This window comes from Yersinia alsatica (genome assembly GCF_025133195.1).
Classification (GTDB): Bacteria; Pseudomonadota; Gammaproteobacteria; order Enterobacterales; family Enterobacteriaceae; genus Yersinia; species Yersinia alsatica.
Genome location: NZ_CP104006.1, coordinates 349,779 through 366,983, shown reverse-complemented (window position 1 = coordinate 366,983; position 17,205 = coordinate 349,779). Strand labels below are relative to the sequence as shown.

The following is a 17,205-nucleotide window of genomic DNA, read 5'->3' as shown; positions in this document are numbered from 1 at the left end:
TTAGGGTTACGCCCTATCCATTTTAGCGCTGAATCAGATAGCGGATCGTCGGGCCATCCTGCTGAATATCGAGCACGGTATAGCCGTAATTTCGGGCATCCAGCGGGATATTATTGATGGATTGTGGGCAATCACTGATCACTTCCAGAATTTCACCGGGTTTCAATTGCGGCATCGCTTCCAGTGTCGCCACCGCAGGGTATGGGCAAGGTTCGCCCACCATATCCAACCGGTAATCAGGCACAATAGCAGTGCCAGCTGGCGAATGATTAGTCGATGAAATGTTGCTCATGATGGCTCCTTAGCCAGTGTTGATGCGGTTGCTTTCTGTTTGCGGAAGAAGTGCTTTTCCCACCACAACATGGCAGCAAAGGCGATAGCTAGCATCAGGTAAGTCACTAACACCCCCCCCATTGGCCCGAAGGTTTCCAACAGATTAACCTTGTCATAATGGGTCGCCAGCGTTGGGGCAAAATCATCCCAGTAATATGCCAGCAGGGTCGCACCAATAATGTTACCCAACCCTACCCACCAATAGTGAATTTGCCCTTCCACCGCGCGGTACATCCAGCCGGTTTCACAGCCCCCCGCCAGCACAATCCCAAAACCAAACAGCAAACCACCAATGACCGCATTTGGCCCAGCCCATAAAATCTTAGGTGCCACGCCCAGTTGAACATAACTGAAAATGCCAATCGCACTGACCGCCATCCCCAGAATAATGGCCTTGGCCATATGAGTGCGCCCGGTTATCCACAGGTCACGGAACGCGGAGGTAAAGCAAATCTGTGCCCGCTCAATCAGCACGCCAAAACCAATGCCGCACAGCATGGCAATGCCCAGTTTTGGATGGCGGAATAACTCAATCAGTGACCAGCTCAGCGCCAGAACAAATACCACCATGCCGAGACGAAAACGACGCGCCGCCCTGGCGGGATGCTGTGTCAAAGGCGAAGCCGCTGTCACTTTTTGTAATTTCACCGGGATACGAAACAGCGGTAACAGGGTAAATTTGGCGCCAAAGTAGGAGCCCACAGCTGTCGCCAATGCGAAGAACCATGCATGCAGTGAAAATTGCGGAATCCCCGTAAAGAAGGCCGCCAAATTACACCCCATTGCCAGCCGAGCACCAAAACCGGCAATAATACCGCCAACCAGTGCTTGGGCGATGCGAATACCGTGCTGGGGTTTACGCAGCTTCACATTGTTGGCCCACAGCGCAGCAGCAATGCATCCAGCAAACATGCCAATGATCATCATGCCGTCGATGCGATCCAATGGCGTTCCTTCCAGCCCGATAACTTTAAAGTAACCCCACTCCTGCGGATGCGCGCCAAACAGCTGCATCAAATGACCACCCCAGCGAGTAAACTCACCAGTAACAGCCCAAAAAGTGCCGGTCAAACCAAAGTAATAGGTCGATAAAATACCGGCGGCAATGACCGCGGGCAGCGGGGCCCAAAAGCGTATCAAATATTGCGACTTAAACATCTGCCAGCTCACACTGACACCTCCAAAATGTGTGTTGTCACGTGCGATACCGGGGTTTGCGCGGCGACGGGGAAATAGGCCTAATTATAATAAGCCAATTATCTATTCAATGGCGCGAAATGTGTTAATCAAAAGTTAACCAAGGAGGGCCGAATTTACTGCGGATAGCGCTTTGTCGCCTATCATGAGGGTTCATCATCATCTGATGCTTGATAATCCAGCGCCATTGCCATGCGCAAGATGGCAGCAACGGGCTCAAATAAAGGTTCTGGGATGGTATTGCCGCAATCCACATCGCGGTGTAATGCACGCGCCAGCGTAATATTTTCAACCACCGGAATACCCTGCTGCTCCGCCAATTTAACAATCAATGCGGCCCGCTCTCCTTTACCTTTTTCAATCACTATCGGCAGGGGCGCATCGTCAGGATGATAAAACAGGCAAACTGCAAAATGGGTGGGATTACGCACCACGGCAGTGGAACGTTGGACATTTTTAGCGAAGCTGCCACTTTGCACCTCCTGCTGCAACTGCCGCCGTTTCTGTTTGATATGCGGATCGCCATCGCTGTCTTTATGCTCCCTTTTGACTTCTTCATGAGACATTTTTAATTGTTTCATGGTGTTATAGCGCTGAAAGCTATAATCCATCAGAGAAAAAACCACATAACAGGCAATCAATGCCCCCAAAATCCAACTCATTAATGTGGTAAATACCGGGATAGCACAACTACTGCCGCAATAAGCCAAATAACCAAAAGAAGGGGCGTAATGTATTAATAAATAGCCAAAAATCAGGGTTAACACCCCTACTTTCAGTAAAGATTTACTCAGTTCAAATAAACTGTGTAGTGAAAAAAGCTGCTTGGCATTATTGATTGGATTAATGTGCTCGCCTTTAAACTCCACGGCTTTGGTGGCTAATAATGGCCCGACCTGCGCAATACCGGAAAGAATAGTCATTAAAACCAGCGCCCCTCCCAGAATCCCCATAATATGGATAAATACCGCCATACACTGTGTGCCAATCCGCGCTAATGCCATGACAATGGGTTGTTGTAATTGAGCAATGGAACTACGAATGAGTGCTGATGCCTGATCAATTAGCGTATAGCCCGTCAGGAGGAAGTAAGCCACCAGTACCAGCAACTGTATCCCAGAGGTTATCTCCACACTCTTGATTACCTGCCCTTTTTCCCGAGCTTCCTTGAGGCGTTTAGCGGTAGGCTTTTCATTCTTTTCACTGCTCTCTCCGCTCATCAGCAACCTCATTTATCAGTGGGATAAGGGCACTTATCTTCTGTTCGGTCTGATTAATGCCGACCAAATAGTGGTGTAGGGCGTAGGGCAAACTAATCACGAGTAGAAACAGCGCCAATGCACTTTTAATCGGCATCGCCAGAAAGAAAACATTCAGTTGTTGGGACGAGCGATTGATTAATCCTAAAGCTAAATCCGCTAGCACCATCACCAATAGCGCGGGTAATGCAAAATTTAGGCACAGCTCATACATCAGTTGCCATTCACTTTGTAGAAAATGCAGCATTGCTGGTGAGGGCTGAATGCCACTGCCTGCGGGCAAAATGCTATAAGAGCCGTAGAGTGCTGCCAGTACCAGATTGAACCCGCCAGAGATCAGAAACAGTACCGTAAGGAGTTGGGTAAACAACACACCAAAAATCGAGGATTCCATCCCCATACTGGGGTTAAACAGGGTGGACATCGTGGCACCGCGCAAGGTGTCAATCAGGAAGCCCGCCATATCAATGGCCCAAAAAGGTAATGCGGCGACAAAGCCAATCATCACTCCAATCAATAACTCCATGCAAAGTAACCAGAACCATGTGGTGAGACTATCTTGGGGCATCAATGAAGCACTGAAAAACAGCGGTGTGACGGGCAGAGCAATGGCAAAAACCAGGCTATTTCGTAATAGGCCGCTGCCCAAGCTGCGGGCGGTAAACAGAGGCAATATCAATAACATGCCATATGGGCGCATCATCGCCAGCGCCAAAGCACCTAACCAATGCAGAGAATCATGCATATCAAGACCGCATACTGGTGATTTGTAAAAAGGTCTGCTGGGTGTAATTCAGCAATGTCGAGCCCATCCAGTGATAAGTCACCAATAACGTGGCTGATACCGCCAGCAATTTAATCAAAAACTGCAATGTCTGATCTTGTATTTGGGTCAGTGCCTGCAACAAACTGACGACTAACCCGACTACCGATGCCACCAGCACCACTGGCATTGATAGCAGCAAAACAATCCACAAAAGTTGGGTCGCCAGATGAACAACAATGGCATTACTCATTGATGTGCCCTCTGATGATGATTCATAAATAAGATCCCACCAGTTGCCCCAGTAGCAATCCCCAGCCATCAATCAATATAAAAATTAATAACTTAAATGGTAGCGAAATAGTAATGGGGGAGACCATCATCATGCCCATAGCCAGCAAAATATTAGAAACAATCAAATCAATTGCCACAAAAGGCAGATAGAGCAGCAAGCCGATTTTAAAGGCTTCTGTCAGTTGGCTCAGGGTAAACGCAGGCATTAATATCAGCAGTGAATTTGATTTGATGGTATCTCGGTAGCGCTCAGGCCATTTGGTTTGGACTATATCGTTGAAAAAACTGGCCTGTTCGGCATCGGTATTACGTTGTAAAAAATCACGATATGGCCCCAAAGCATGCTCATCAATATGGTGTAGTAAAGGGCCGATTTCAGTCGGTAGTGGCTCATCCTGAAGCCGGGCATGCACATCCAATCCGACCGGAGCCATGATAAAAATGGTCAATACTAACGCCAAACCGTAAATGGCAATATTGGGGGGAACCTGTTGAATACCCAGCGCATTGCGCAGTAATGAAAAGACAATCGATAGCTTGAGAAATGATGTTCCCATTACCATCAGCAGCGGCAGGAGTGACAGAAAGAAAAGCAGGACAATCAATTGAGAGGACGAGTTCAATAGCTCCATAAGCGGTTCCGCAAAAGGCCGGCCTGTTTAGTAAAAAGAATATCGATAGTATTTATCCACTCATCCTTTTCCGCTATCGGGTCATGACCCCAATAACATCAATACCCGTTATCTTTCAAAAATTAAGGAAACAGATTTTGAGTCTTGACCCAAAGTCATGGGGTATGGCTAAACCACTGTTCTATCCTCACCACCAACTCCCCATCACAGTTCAACAAACTGCCACTCCCTACTGGTTGCCCCTGCAACCGAATATTCACTTCGCCGTAGCAGTGAGTTTGGCAGGTCAATGTTTGGCCGACGGCAAGCTGTTTAATATCTCTCAGGGGCAGAGTTAGACGACCAATTTCCATCACCAATGTTTGCGGTAAATCCTCAAGCCTCACTACCTGTGATGCTTGAGGCCTAGCAGCCACATCCAGTTCCAACAGTTGATCAATATCGTCATTAACTTGTTGAATTGTCATTTTATTTCCATCCTCTAACTTGATGTAAATCTGTGGTGACGCCATTTGCCATAGCCAACAGCGCTGTTGGTCTAATTCAGCCGCTGAACTGATTCGGACCCCATCCCCCGGCCTGATTTGCTGCAACTGATGTAGAGACAAACGGCTCCACCCCACCACTAAACCAGCTTGCCACAGTAAGTTATGCTCGGGAGCTGGCTCGCTGCACCAGTGAGACAAAGTTTCGGCTAATGCCGTCAGTGGCCAGCCAAACAACACGCCGCGGAGTTGCTGCCCCTCCAGCTCGAAAGTCAGCACCACCGCCCATTGATTCAATAGCGTCATGGCCCGGGGTGCGGGGTCGTCAATGGTCAGTTCCGGTAGCACGGTTAATAGTGGGCTGGCGGCCCAATGGGCCATGGCGGTCACCAATTCGGGGGCCAGAAAATGGCGGTCATCGGTGGCCAATGAAGATGTCAGCCAGTTATTCCAACAAGATTGGGACAACCAAAAACCGCACTCTGTGGCGGTGTTTCCCGGTGCCCTATAGTGCAATGGTAAATAAACACCCGCCCCATCAACCTGCATCAATGTGACTGAAATATCGGCATTATTTCGCCCGGAACCTATCACTGTACTGAGTTGGCGTAGCTCAGCCGATAACATCCCCAACATGAGTCACCTCCAGTAAACAAGGAAAACCCAATTGATGTAGTTGCCGCTGCCAGCGCGCTTGCATCCGCTGCACACGGTCGATCAGTTCACGGCTGGTATGACTGAGCACAATATGCAAGCCATTGGCGGCTAAACTGACATGGATCTTAGCCCCGCGTAACGGCCCACTGACCAGGTGATATTCCGCCTGCATCAAGCCATCGCCACCGGTACTGGCAACGGCACCGGCCGCCTCCGGCATCGCAGATGAATGAGCCGTCAGGTAGCGAGCAAACTGCTGTTTTTGCTTTTCATTACCTAAGTATTGCGGCTGACTCTCCTTAAAGTAGCGCTCGCCTAGCGGCGGTAATGCTCCCTCAATATCGATTCGTCTCATTTTTTATTAGCATCCGTATTTTTTCCTGTTCCCGCTGATTAATCCTTAACAGCGTCTGTTGTGATTCAATGGCTACCTGCTGTTGCAACTGCTGCTCTGCCAATTCACAGAGTGACTTTTTCAGTTCTCGCTCCGCCTGATAAACCTTATGCTGCAAAGCTCTTTGCTCATTGGCCTGATCAGGAAGTAACTTACCGCGCCAGTCTGTAATCTGTTGTAATTGCAGACATAACTGCTGACGTTGTTGGCGAAAATCGATCATTTGTTGTTGCTGTTGCTGATATATCCGGCGCAGTTCCATCAATTGCCGACGCAACCGGCGCTCTTTGCGTTGCCGCAATATCAACAAGCGCGGCAGCATATCTAGTGCTCGGTTGACGCCCCGAGTACTTGCGCGAGTTGTGCCAATGTATGACCGAGGTCGGCGGGGGTTGTGCACAATGATGAATTCTCCTGTTGCAAGAAGGCACAGATGGCCGGGTAGCGTTGCAGCGCTTCATCAGCGTGTAAGTCTTGCCCTTCCTGATACTCCCCCACCCGCACCAGCAATTCGATCTCCTGATAACAGGCCTGCATTTGGCGCAGTTTTTGTGCCAAAGCCAGATGCGCTGAACTGACAATTTGCGGCATGATACGGCTGACACTGGCGGCAATATCAATGGCCGGATAGTGCCCGGCTCCCGCCAGTTGCCTGGATAACACAATGTGCCCATCCAACAGCGAGCGGGCTTCGTCGGCTACCGGCTCATTCATGTCATCGCCTTCAACCAAAACCGTGTAAAAAGCGGTGATGCTGCCACTGTCACTGTTGCCCGCCCGCTCCAACAATCGAGGCAATGCCGCAAAGACACTGGCGGGGAAACTGCCCATCGCCGGTATCTCACCTGCCGCCAGGCCAATTTCGCGCGCTGCTCTGGCATAGCGCGTCAGAGAGTCGGCCATCAGCAACACTTTTAGCCCACGTTCGCGGAAATACTCCGCTACGGTAGTGGCGGTATAAATACCTTTGAGTCGCTCCAGCGCCGGACGATCCGAGGTTGCCACCACCACCACGGTGCGGGCGCGGGCTTGCGGCGTGAGTACCTGTTCAAGAAATTCCCGCACTTCGCGCCCGCGTTCGCCAATCAAGGCCAACACGGTGATATCTGCGCTACAGCCCGCACATAACATGCTCAGCAAGCTACTTTTCCCCACACCGGCGGCAGCAAAAATACCGATGCGCTGCCCCTCGCCACAACTCAATAGGCCATCAATGGCACGAATACCAGTGGTTAAGAATTGCTGTACCGGCTGACGGGTTAAGGGGTTTGGAGGTGCGGAATCCAGCTCACGCCAATACCCAGCAAGGGGGGGGCCGTCATCGATGGGCACCCCTAAACCATCCAGTACCCTTCCTGCCAAATCAGGACCAACTCTGACGCGGTGGGCATGTCCAAGCGGCGATACCCATTGCCCACATCGCAAACCGGCAGAAGACGCAAATGGGGATAGCAGTGCCGTTTGCTGCTCAATGGCAACCACCTCCGCCAACATATTCGCTGAGGCGATACGGCATAACTCCCCGAGTGCAATACCGGGCAAGTGGGCGCGCAGCAGTGTCGGACCAATATCCAAAATCTGTCCGCGAGACTCCACACCCTCTGGCGGCGAGGAGGTTAAGCACAATTGCTGCTGTAACAGAGGGCCAAGTGTCGCGACATCAGGCAGCTTCATCAAGCTCATCTCCAATAAGCTCAATGGTGCCAGCCACTTTAATGTTCATTTCATCCCCCAGTTCCTGCCATGACAGCACCGGCAGCGCAAAAATATCCCGCTCAATAATTTTGCGCAGAAAGCGCCGCACATCGATGGCGGTCAGCAGGACAGCATCACTGTTTTCAGCATAAGCGCTTTTGATTTTGCCGAGGATCAGCTGCGAGTGCCTATCCCCCAAGGCCGAATAAGTCCCCGCCGATGTCTGGCGAATAGATTCACGAATCAAGTTTTCAGCCCCTTCCCCTAGCCGCAATACCGGCAGCCAAGCTTTGTTTTTACTGAATCGGCCGCACACATGGCGGCGCAGGGCGATTCGCACATATTCAGTCAACATCACACAGTCTTTCTCTTTGGGTGCCCAGGCCACCAGCGCGCCAAAAATGGCGCGTAAATCGCGGATAGAGACATCCTCCTCCACCAGCCGTTGCAGTATTTCCGCCACTTTACCGACCGGCATCTGGCGCTGTAGCTCTTTCACCAGCTCACCGTAGCGCCCTTCCATTGCATCCATCAGATAGCGCGTTTCCTGTACACCGATAAACTCGGCGGTATGCCGCTCAAGCACTCTAGTTAAACAGTGAATGATTCGCTGCTGCCCTTGCGCATAAGGAAGGCCCAAAGTACTGGCATGGCTGCCCTGTTCCGCGGACAACCACTCAAAGGTGCCCATTTTCACCCCCAGAGATTGACTGCGTGTTTCCAGTTGAGCGCTGGGCTGAATCAGCAACAGATCGTCCGGGGGCAATGTCAGTTGCAAGACCTGCTCTTGGTAGACTCGAATCGATAACGTGTTCTCAGCCAATGCCGGATCGCTGCGAACCACCACCTCTGGCAATGGCACCCCCAGATATTCAAACCAGCGCCAGCGCAAGCCATCAATATCGCGGCCCAAGTGGGGATAATGTAAATTGGGGGCGCAATACAGGATTAACGGCACTGCTCCGGGGGTCATGGTATTGGCGGAGGACGATATATTTTCGCCGCTGCTGCTGGCTCCGGCGCTGTACTTCTTTTTGCGATAAAGTAGAAATGCAGGAGCGGCAACCAGTGCCGCCAACGTGATAAAAATCAGGAAAGGGAAACCAGGTAATAGGGCAAAAACAGTCAGAATACCTGCCGCCAGCCACAAGGCATCAGGCTGACGTCCCACCTGCATCACCAAGTCTTTAGCCAAACTCTGTTTATCACTGCCGGGAACGCGGGTCACAATAATCCCAGCCGTAATTGAGATCAGTAACGACGGGATTTGAGCACATAGCCCATCACCGACGGAGAGCACCGCATAAGTGGTCATTGCTTGCTCGGCGGACATATTATGTTGCAGCACGCCGATAGTAATGCCGCCAATAATATTCACCAGAATGACAATTATCCCGGCTATGGCATCCCCTTTAACAAACTTCATTGCCCCGTCCATGGCACCAAATAGACGGCTCTCTTTCTGCACCCGCTCGCGCAATCGGCCCGCTTCGGCTGAGTCAATTACCCCCGCGCGCATATCGCCGTCAATGCTCATCTGCTTGCCGGGCATACCATCCAGTGAAAAGCGCGCGCTCACTTCGGCGACCCGTTCCGAACCTTTGGTAATGACGATAAATTGCACCACAGTGATAATGGTAAAAATAATCAACCCCACCGCCAGATTGCCCCCGACCACAAACTGGCCGAAAGCCTCGACAATCTCGCCAGCATCATGCTGTAGCAGCACTAAGCGCGTGGTACTGATAGTCAGCGCCAACCGATAAAGTGTGGTGATAAGTAATAACGACGGGAAGACTGAGAATTCGAGCGGATCGCGCAAGTAAATCGAGATCATCAACAGGATGACGGAGAATGCCAGATTGATCGCGATCAGCACATCCACCATCACCGTGGGCAGTGGCAAGATCATCATAAAGATCGCCACCAGCAGCATGATCGCTAAAAAGATATCTTGCCGCGCGGTGATCAACATCAAAGCACGCGAAAATGCCGAGCCTCTCATCAGTATTCTCCCGGTAAGCGGCGCAGCAAAGCACGTTGTTGCTGATAAAGCTGAAACCAGAATTCGGCATCGGACGATGCCGGAGGTGAGCAACTGACCATCATGCCCATTTTGAGCAAATAGATGCGCTGAGGTACGCCATTAAAACGTTCGAGCTGCCAACACTTCTGGAGCTGTACGACGTCATCCTGATGATAATGACGATGCTGAACCCCGCATGTCAGCAGCAATCTTGCATTGTGCCACTCAAGAAAAACCAGTTGCGCTCCCATTTGCCACTGCATGCGGGCGGCTAATTGGGTGCAGGGTAATTCTGCCATGCGGATAAACAACTGTAGGTTACGGGTGACCACTAAATCCATTTCCATAGCCCCCCCTTGATATGACTAATTGATAAGCAAACAAAGGGAATAGTAAGGAATCCGCCCGCCAGCCACTATCAGGCGTTGGCCTGAACCCGCGAGCTAAATCGCCAACCATGGGTTTCTACCAAGATTTATCTCGCTAACAATTTATATTTTCAGCAATTTATATTTCGAGCAAGGTCGCCAGAATTTGCCCCTGCTGCTCCTGATCATCGAAACAATCAATAGGCATAAGATTGAATAACTCATAGAACCGGCGAATAAAGTTGCGGCGTGCGCTGACGTCCGAACCCACAATGGCCTCGATACGTGGTTGCAACCAACCACTAAACAACCAGTGCTGGCCAATCACCGCCAGGACTTCACTGAGGATGGTATCCCCCGCCACGCCACAAGCCTTCCCCATCCGGTTACAGTGGTCTTCTAAGCCCAGAAACATCAGTAAGCGGCGCAGTTGATAAAGCGTGGCCGACAAACGCTCGCCGTGCTTCGGGGGCGGTAGACAAGACAATTCAAACGCTATCGCGCGCATCAGCACCCGAACACGCTGTTGGCGTTCTGGCCAGCGGCTGACGCGAGTGAACCACTCAACGATAGAAAACTCATCTTGATAAATACTTTGTGTAAACAGTTGCTTGACGGCACTCAGCTCGCCACTTTTTTGGGTACCCAACTCCAGCAAACCAAATAGTTCGATTTCCCAACCGGCGTCTTCCAGTAGTGGCGCCATTAATTGCGCTAGGCTGCGGCGACGTAATGGATTACCTGTGGTGTGCGCCATCATTGCGGCTAATAACAAGATTTGCTGCCCTGCCGATAAATCCCCCTGGCGTAGCTTGCTGGCCAGCAAAGAGATATCCAGATCCAACGGAATATTGGGTTGCAACAAGTGGTCTGAGCCACCGGATAACTGGGTGATTAGTTTCACCAACAACTGCTGACGGCGTTGGTTTCGCTTTTCGGCTTCAATGGACTTTTGATCTCTTAAACGGGAGCCCAAGCTAAGACCAATTCCCTCCATGGTCTCTTCCAGCGCGGTTTGCCTCACTTCCTCCAATTCCAAACTGGCTAACTGCATGACCGAATGTGCGGGGGTTATTTCGCCTTGCTGCCTCGCCCCCTCCAGAAGATCGCCATGAACGGCAACAACATCAGATATATTATTGGTATTGATCATAAGTGACTTCCGGATGCGGTGGCGGCTCTTGCAGCCAAAGGATAAGTTGCGATAAGTGCTGCTGAAGGGAGAGTGTGAGCTGAAGCAGCGGGGAAGCTAATTGTGCCTGATCTTGCGCCATGCTCTCATCAGCCACGCACTGCACGCGCGCCCCCAAAGCAGAAACCACCGCGGGCAAATGTTGCGGATGAACCCGTAAAACCAACTCATTATGGTGCGCCATTTTTTCTACCTGCGCCCCCAGACGGTCAATCAGAATTTGGCTCACTGATTGCTGGCCAGCCCAAGTGGTCACTACCGATGTAATGGCAGCCAGAATATGCTCCCGGGCTTGGGCGACCAATGAGGATTCCACGCGCTCCGCGGCCACCAACCACGCCACATGCTGTGCCAATACCGCAGTTTCCATATCATGGCGAGCCTGATGTATTAGTTTGTCAGCTTGCTGTTGCGCCAGAGCCAATAGCGCATCTCTTTCAGCTGCCGCAGCATGGACAATTTCAGCCGCCTGCTGTCTGGCATCAGACAGCAGATCCCGACCTTGTACCATGGCCTGCAACTGAGCCGCAGGGATAATCCTGCCTCCTGACAGCGAATAATCGAATTTTTCCACCCGAATATGAAAAGGATTCATAGCAAATGCTCCAGGCGGGTTAACCAACTATCAACCGAAATTGATAGCGCCGACGACAGAGGCAACGCGCGTGGCTGGGGAGGTAAAGAAATAGATAGCGCACGCCAAATCATGCAGTTAGAACGAACCTGATGAGCAAGGCTATGCCCCAGTCGTAAAGCTACATCGGGCAGCGACTGTGGACTTAACTTTGCGGAGAACTGACCCCGATATCCCATCCCCATCAGTTGCTGAATGTCGTCTTCACTCAATAACGGTGAAAGTCCCTGTCGGTAACAGCGAAGGCGCAGATAATCATCACATTGCAAATAAACCAGCCCCAGCGCCACGCAGCGGGCGGATAAGCGCTCGGCCCCGACTATTTGGCACTGTTGTCTCTTATCCAGCACGGCGGGTAATGCTTGCTGGGGAAAATTTCTCAGCCGATTGAGCGCACTATCTAGCACCAAATCCAGCTCGCGGTGGCGACCATAGCGGTAATTGTCTGTTCTGACGCCGACCGCCGCCAACCATAATGGATGAGCAAATTGCGCAGGCCGCCAGGCTAACTGATGCAAATAGCGGATATCGGCGGTTAGAGGTAATATCATCCTGCTCTCCTCACCGCGATTTATCGCCGCAAATACCGTAGCAAACAAGCCATTGATAACCCGACTAACAGCACCAGCAGCAGACCCAATGCTATCTGTACTGTTTTGGCATGGCGTAATAACCACTGCAAACTAGCTTCAGCATGGTTTGGCTGCTGTGGTGCTGAGGCACTGAACCGATAATTGGCGGGCTGCATCACCACACTGATTTGTGAATAATCGATGCCGGGGATCCCATCGCGGATCAAATTCTTGATTTGTGATTGATAGCTCAGCAAGTTGACCTCAGGGGAATATTTGATAAACACTGAAGCGGCATGAGGAACAGTGCTTTTCCCATCGGTAGGCGCGGGCATGGCAATAGTCACATCAGCCCGAATCACCCCGTCCATATGGCTCAGCATGCTTTCTAGTTGCTGCTCTTTCAAATAGACCATCTTGGCTTGTTCCTGCCCGGGCGACGTTACCAACTGATTTGGCGGAAATAATTCATCTACCGAGGTAAATCGTTGACGAGGAAAACCATGTTGGCGCAACAGCTCCACCGCATTGATAAACTGGCTTTTATCGACACTTAGCCCAACCGTCCCGCCCTTTTCTGACTGCTTTTCCGCTTTGATTTGATGCAACATCAATAACGCCAACATCTGATTAGCCTCCCCCTCCGAGAGCCCGGAATACAGCTCCATACCGCAACCTGACAGGGAGAAGACGACCAGTAAGAGCGCTATCGCGCGCTGCATTTTTTTCATTGCATATTAACCAGTTTATTGATGTTCTGACCGACCACTCCAGCAACTTTCGCAGTTAAATCTATGCCCAATGAGGCATGCATCCATTCAGACTGCATAGTGAGCAATTGCTCTGGGGGCATCATGGTTGTCATCGGCTCTGTCTGCTGCATTAACTGAGCAAAGTTAGCGACTTGCTGGGCGTCAACTGGGGGTTTAAATGATGTAAACTGCGCGGCAGTGGCCTTAATGGCATCAATATCCATCGAATGCTCCCTTATCAATAAATTGGATCAATTAACTCTGTTCTGCGGCTGCGGAGTTACCTCTTCATCCGTTGAAGACATTCCTTGTTGCAGCAACGCCAGCATGGTCTGCGCCTCGGTTGACGGCGAGGCCGCCAATAATGCCAACGCTCTATCCTGCTCATTCAGCCCAAACCGCAGCATAGCCTCAAGAATCAAGCGCGGCTGTGGGTCTGGGACTAATTGGGGTAGAGCATTAAGAATATCGCGTGCTTCTTTCAGCACACTGTGGTTGACTCCCGCCAAGGCCGCCTCAACGACTAATTGGCGGCACTGTTTTGAAAGTAAAATCATATTTTGGCAATAATCCCACTGGTCATATCCTTAATATTTTTCATCAAGGCACTACTGAAATTGATATATGAGGAATACTGCTGCATAGCGAATTGCATTTTTAGCATATGTTCGGGATCAGTAGGATTACCGGACACCATCTGACTCTGAAAGTCCTGCCCCATCTTGCTGATACTTTGTGTCAGCTCATTCATTAATGCACTTATATCCATCAGACCCCCTACTCCATCAGCGACCGCATGTGTGACGGGCACTGCTGAAAACGGCGACGAAAACTATCGGAGAAATGAGCGTGATTACTAAAGCCACACTCCATGGCAATATCAGCCACCCGTAACCGGGTAGATAGCAGCAGCTCACAGCCTTTTTTCAAACGTTGATCCAGTAGCCACTGTTTTGCAGACATTCCGAATTTCTCATAGAACAGAAAGTTTAATTTACGCGTCGAAATCCCCAACTCATCGGCATAACGCGAAACAGTCCATGGATTAAGGCGATTCTTCTCAAAAAATTCCAGCAATTCGTTATTCGTGCCAACCATTGATTCCAGTAATCTAGAGAAATAAGTTGGGTCCAATCCTAAACAATAGAGATAAAGAAATCGTAATGATGCATTTCTTTCAATATCAGCCAGCTGTTCAGTGGCACAAATAATATCATCGCTTACGGGTAATATTTTATAACGGTCATATATCTGATACGGCAAGCGGAATTTATTCGATTGCACCATCTTGCTGGCTAAATCCTGATATATAGGTAAAAGATCTATGGAATGACACAAAACTGAGATAAAAGTACTCTGTGAAAATGAAGAGACACTGGCCTGCTCGTTGGTAACCACTAAATTCCCCGCTGGCACACTGTGACATACCCCTTCACTACGTAATATCCCATCTTGCCGAAATAGAATAAACTGTATTGATTTCATAATATTCCTTCCAGTGTCACGATCCTTCTGTAAGATTGACAAATAACACAGTAAGGCGATATCCGGTTTAAACCTTAAATCCTATTAAGACAATTTCAGTGATTCTTCCTCAGGCGATATTGTTGAATTATTCCATTTAGTGAGCAAGTCACAAATTATATCAAATTTAGCTAACTCTTTGATAATCCCTTTCTCATTTGTAGTTAATTTTTCCTCAGCAACCTCTTTTTCATCATTATGATTATTAATCCAAATACCTAAAGCACCAGAAGTAATCACACTCAGCATCGATGAAAATATTGGCGCATAATTTTTTGCGAGCACACATAAACTATTATACACAGTAGGGTGAATAATCACGCCAAGAGTCCCTAAAGAAACCACCATCCCCACACGGACGAAATATGATGTAAAACGCGCGATTTTTTTTGCACTCTCGGGTGAGGCCTGATAATACCGGGCTAAAGTATAAACCGCCTGCTGCATGGCATCACTGCCCATTATCAGTTCATCTTTATTTTTACTGACACAATTCCAGTTATGATAGGCGCAGGCAAGATTAGATACAGATAACATCAGGTTCAGCCCAGTTATTACCGCAATCGGTGTAGTGGCTCCCCCGCTACAGATACTAATTCCAACACTGACGGCAAATGACGCCAGAGAGACCGTCAATTCAACAATATTAATGAAAAATTGTTTTTTGGCTAACTTAACTCTGACATGGTGTAATTCATCTAATTCATTATCCTGGTCATCGCAAAGTTTATTAACTGCAACCTGTATGTCTTCAATATCTTTAGTGATAGATTCAGGCGGCCATAATATAGGCTTTTCACTTTTAACGATTTGAGCAGGCTCTATTATATAGGGAGAACATTCAGGAGGGGAGGTTTGACATTCGGCTATTAGGCTCATAGTTATCCACCTTAAAAATTACTCACATAAAATTGGTTATCTGTTGCAGATGCTGTCTAACAATTGATTGGCTTTTTTAGCCGTCGTTGCATATTCGGTATTAAAATAACTCATTTCGATAGCGGTCTGTAATGCCTCTCTGGCATCAGCGCCTTTATCCAGTGCTAACAAACAAATAGCCATCTGATAAAGTGGCTCAGGATCTTTCGCATCCAAAAGCAGTGCGCAAGCATAAGCCTCCAGCGCCAGCCTAAATTCCTGCTGCATTTGCATGACTGCTGCCAGAGCTAAGTGGAATCGTGGTTCTAATGGGCAACATGATGTAAGCCAAGAGAAATCAGCCATAGCAGCGGCATAATCATCCGCTAACCATGCCTGATAACCTTGAGCATACCGAGTCTGTATCTCTAAAGCCGTCACTTGCTGATGGTCACTCACCCTTTGTGGGCGAATACCCCTCTGGCCTTTTAATTCATTATCTATTTTAGCGAAAGCAGCCTGCATATCATTGAAACTATAATGACTCATTTCATCCCTTGTTCGACTTGCCAGAGCTAACATCAAATAGCAGCCAATCATCACCATCAATATTTTTACTGAATGCGCCTTTTGCAATGAGTAATTTAATTAACCGATGCCGCATTGATTGCAGCATCGGACTAGCAATATTATCAATAATCAACATTCTGACAGTGGACAACTCAGTAATATCGCGCCCTAAACTGCGCAGAAAATTAAAAAGCCTTAAAAAATCACCGGGCAGAGCGCGACTATCACTGACTTCCAGAGAACAAATAATAAATTCATTGTTCTCTATGCGATAAACAATTAGATAGCCATAAAGAGAAAATTCATTGCCTATCTTTATTTTGCTCTTTTCAAAATAGGCAATTTTGACTGTATGGCCTCTATTCGTCAGATACCGTGTTACATCAAGAGGATTAGCACTCATAGATCATAATTTCACAGCCATGGAGATTTGCCCCATCATATTATTAATGGTATTCCCCAAATCCTTCATATTTTGTCGAGATTCGCTTAGCTTATCTAATAACTCGCTAATATTTTTATTATATGTTTGTGCGCCACTGCTTTGCAGATCACTGGTCATGCGAAGCAAGTCCGCACTTCTAGTCATATCTGCCTCAACCCATTTACTACTGCCGGAACTAAATAGCCCAAAGGCTGCACTACCATGTGATGCAATATCACCGACCTTAATACTGGCTACGGCTCCAACACCACTAACAACACCAGAAAGGATAGAACAGACACCACTGGTAATAGCCCCGGAAGCGGTTTTGTCGATCGCCTCACGCTTATTATTCATTGAATTGACTTGAATATCCCAACCTAATACTTGCTGTTTTTGATTATACGTATTAAGTAAGTCCCGCATTTTTTTAAATAGAAGGGTCATTTGGAAAATAATATCTGATAAATCTGACATGATATTTTCAGCATTATTGCCAACGTCGACTTTTCCTTGTGGAGAAATGGCATCTTGCCCTGACATTACTATCTTATCATTGACTGTCATATTCATAAT

General features: G+C 48.8%; 24 protein-coding genes. All 24 read right to left on the bottom strand.

Translation table 11 applies throughout. The annotated features are described in order from the left end of the window. Nucleotides 1–22: 22 nt before the first annotated feature. Complete coding sequence (yedF, locus tag N0H69_RS01685) at nt 23–292, bottom strand: sulfurtransferase-like selenium metabolism protein YedF (protein ID WP_050152366.1); 270 nt, start codon at nt 290–292, stop codon at nt 23–25. Continuing rightward, the gene (yedE, locus tag N0H69_RS01680; protein WP_050152367.1) at nt 289–1,503 is read right to left on the bottom strand and encodes a selenium metabolism membrane protein YedE/FdhT; all 1,215 of its coding nucleotides are present in this window, start codon (nt 1,501–1,503) and stop codon (nt 289–291) included. Before yedE ends, yedF begins: the two co-directional genes overlap by 4 nt. A 170-nt stretch (nt 1,504–1,673) precedes the next feature. Continuing rightward, the gene (locus N0H69_RS01675; RefSeq protein ID WP_050152368.1) at nt 1,674–2,750 is read right to left on the bottom strand and encodes an EscU/YscU/HrcU family type III secretion system export apparatus switch protein; all 1,077 of its coding nucleotides are present in this window, start codon (nt 2,748–2,750) and stop codon (nt 1,674–1,676) included. Continuing rightward, nucleotides 2,731–3,534, bottom strand: a complete 804-nt coding sequence (gene sctT, locus N0H69_RS01670) for a type III secretion system export apparatus subunit SctT (protein ID WP_050152369.1) — start codon at nt 3,532–3,534, stop codon at nt 2,731–2,733. The genes N0H69_RS01675 and sctT overlap by 20 nt, the downstream gene beginning before the upstream one ends. Before the next feature lies 1 nt (nt 3,535). Then, entirely contained in the window at nt 3,536–3,805 is a 270-nt protein-coding gene (locus N0H69_RS01665) for an EscS/YscS/HrcS family type III secretion system export apparatus protein (RefSeq protein ID WP_004706952.1), read from the bottom strand. Between the two features lie 22 nt (nt 3,806–3,827). Next, nucleotides 3,828–4,478 (bottom strand): type III secretion system export apparatus subunit SctR, encoded by a 651-nt coding sequence (gene sctR, locus N0H69_RS01660; RefSeq protein WP_050152370.1) that lies wholly within the window; start codon nt 4,476–4,478, stop codon nt 3,828–3,830. Between the two features lie 155 nt (nt 4,479–4,633). Further along, entirely contained in the window at nt 4,634–5,599 is a 966-nt protein-coding gene (locus N0H69_RS01655; protein ID WP_050152371.1) for a YscQ/HrcQ family type III secretion apparatus protein, read from the bottom strand. Then, the gene (locus tag N0H69_RS01650; protein ID WP_050110527.1) at nt 5,577–5,975 is read right to left on the bottom strand and encodes a hypothetical protein; all 399 of its coding nucleotides are present in this window, start codon (nt 5,973–5,975) and stop codon (nt 5,577–5,579) included. The genes N0H69_RS01655 and N0H69_RS01650 overlap by 23 nt, the downstream gene beginning before the upstream one ends. Next, nucleotides 5,956–6,336 (bottom strand): type III secretion protein, encoded by a 381-nt coding sequence (locus N0H69_RS01645; RefSeq protein ID WP_134957255.1) that lies wholly within the window; start codon nt 6,334–6,336, stop codon nt 5,956–5,958. Before N0H69_RS01645 ends, N0H69_RS01650 begins: the two co-directional genes overlap by 20 nt. Nucleotides 6,337–6,338: 2 nt before the next feature. Next, entirely contained in the window at nt 6,339–7,688 is a 1,350-nt protein-coding gene (locus N0H69_RS01640) for an EscN/YscN/HrcN family type III secretion system ATPase (protein WP_050152372.1), read from the bottom strand. Beyond that, nucleotides 7,675–9,714, bottom strand: coding sequence for an EscV/YscV/HrcV family type III secretion system export apparatus protein (locus N0H69_RS01635; RefSeq protein WP_050152373.1), 2,040 nt, complete (start codon nt 9,712–9,714; stop codon nt 7,675–7,677). Before N0H69_RS01635 ends, N0H69_RS01640 begins: the two co-directional genes overlap by 14 nt. Further along, the gene (locus N0H69_RS01630) at nt 9,714–10,082 is read right to left on the bottom strand and encodes a type III secretion system protein (protein ID WP_050152374.1); all 369 of its coding nucleotides are present in this window, start codon (nt 10,080–10,082) and stop codon (nt 9,714–9,716) included. The genes N0H69_RS01635 and N0H69_RS01630 overlap by 1 nt, the downstream gene beginning before the upstream one ends. Before the next feature lie 160 nt (nt 10,083–10,242). Then, nucleotides 10,243–11,256: a TyeA family type III secretion system gatekeeper subunit gene (locus tag N0H69_RS01625; protein WP_050121789.1), complete on the bottom strand. Its 1,014-nt coding sequence runs from the start codon at nt 11,254–11,256 to the stop codon at nt 10,243–10,245. Next, nucleotides 11,240–11,890 carry a type III secretion system stator protein SctL gene (sctL, locus tag N0H69_RS01620; protein WP_050136407.1) on the bottom strand — a complete coding sequence of 217 codons (651 nt, stop codon included), beginning with the start codon at nt 11,888–11,890 and terminating at the stop codon, nt 11,240–11,242. The genes N0H69_RS01625 and sctL overlap by 17 nt, the downstream gene beginning before the upstream one ends. Then, nucleotides 11,887–12,480 (bottom strand): type III secretion system domain-containing protein, encoded by a 594-nt coding sequence (locus N0H69_RS01615; protein WP_050121791.1) that lies wholly within the window; start codon nt 12,478–12,480, stop codon nt 11,887–11,889. Before N0H69_RS01615 ends, sctL begins: the two co-directional genes overlap by 4 nt. Nucleotides 12,481–12,500: 20 nt before the next feature. Next, nucleotides 12,501–13,232, bottom strand: coding sequence for an EscJ/YscJ/HrcJ family type III secretion inner membrane ring protein SsaJ (gene ssaJ, locus N0H69_RS01610; protein WP_050152376.1), 732 nt, complete (start codon nt 13,230–13,232; stop codon nt 12,501–12,503). Further along, the gene (gene sctI, locus N0H69_RS01605) at nt 13,229–13,477 is read right to left on the bottom strand and encodes a type III secretion system inner rod subunit SctI (RefSeq protein ID WP_050152377.1); all 249 of its coding nucleotides are present in this window, start codon (nt 13,475–13,477) and stop codon (nt 13,229–13,231) included. The genes ssaJ and sctI overlap by 4 nt, the downstream gene beginning before the upstream one ends. Nucleotides 13,478–13,504: 27 nt before the next feature. Further along, nucleotides 13,505–13,810: an EscG/YscG/SsaH family type III secretion system needle protein co-chaperone gene (locus N0H69_RS01600; RefSeq protein ID WP_050136400.1), complete on the bottom strand. Its 306-nt coding sequence runs from the start codon at nt 13,808–13,810 to the stop codon at nt 13,505–13,507. Beyond that, on the bottom strand, nt 13,807–14,022 hold the full coding sequence (sctF, locus tag N0H69_RS01595) for a type III secretion system needle filament subunit SctF (protein ID WP_050110547.1): 216 nt from the start codon (nt 14,020–14,022) through the stop codon (nt 13,807–13,809). The genes N0H69_RS01600 and sctF overlap by 4 nt, the downstream gene beginning before the upstream one ends. Before the next feature lie 8 nt (nt 14,023–14,030). Continuing rightward, entirely contained in the window at nt 14,031–14,738 is a 708-nt protein-coding gene (locus N0H69_RS01590; RefSeq protein ID WP_050110549.1) for a helix-turn-helix transcriptional regulator, read from the bottom strand. An 84-nt stretch (nt 14,739–14,822) separates the two neighbouring features. Next, nucleotides 14,823–15,656 carry a hypothetical protein gene (locus N0H69_RS01585; protein WP_050152378.1) on the bottom strand — a complete coding sequence of 278 codons (834 nt, stop codon included), beginning with the start codon at nt 15,654–15,656 and terminating at the stop codon, nt 14,823–14,825. A gap of 36 nt (nt 15,657–15,692) precedes the next feature. Next, on the bottom strand, nt 15,693–16,184 hold the full coding sequence (locus tag N0H69_RS01580; RefSeq protein ID WP_080990567.1) for a tetratricopeptide repeat protein: 492 nt from the start codon (nt 16,182–16,184) through the stop codon (nt 15,693–15,695). 1 nt (nt 16,185) lies between these two features. Next, the gene (sseE, locus tag N0H69_RS01575; RefSeq protein WP_050136398.1) at nt 16,186–16,608 is read right to left on the bottom strand and encodes a type III secretion system effector protein SseE; all 423 of its coding nucleotides are present in this window, start codon (nt 16,606–16,608) and stop codon (nt 16,186–16,188) included. Between the two features lie 3 nt (nt 16,609–16,611). After that, the gene (gene sseD / locus N0H69_RS01570) at nt 16,612–17,202 is read right to left on the bottom strand and encodes a type III secretion system translocon protein SseD (RefSeq protein ID WP_050152379.1); all 591 of its coding nucleotides are present in this window, start codon (nt 17,200–17,202) and stop codon (nt 16,612–16,614) included. Nucleotides 17,203–17,205: the final 3 nt, after the last annotated feature.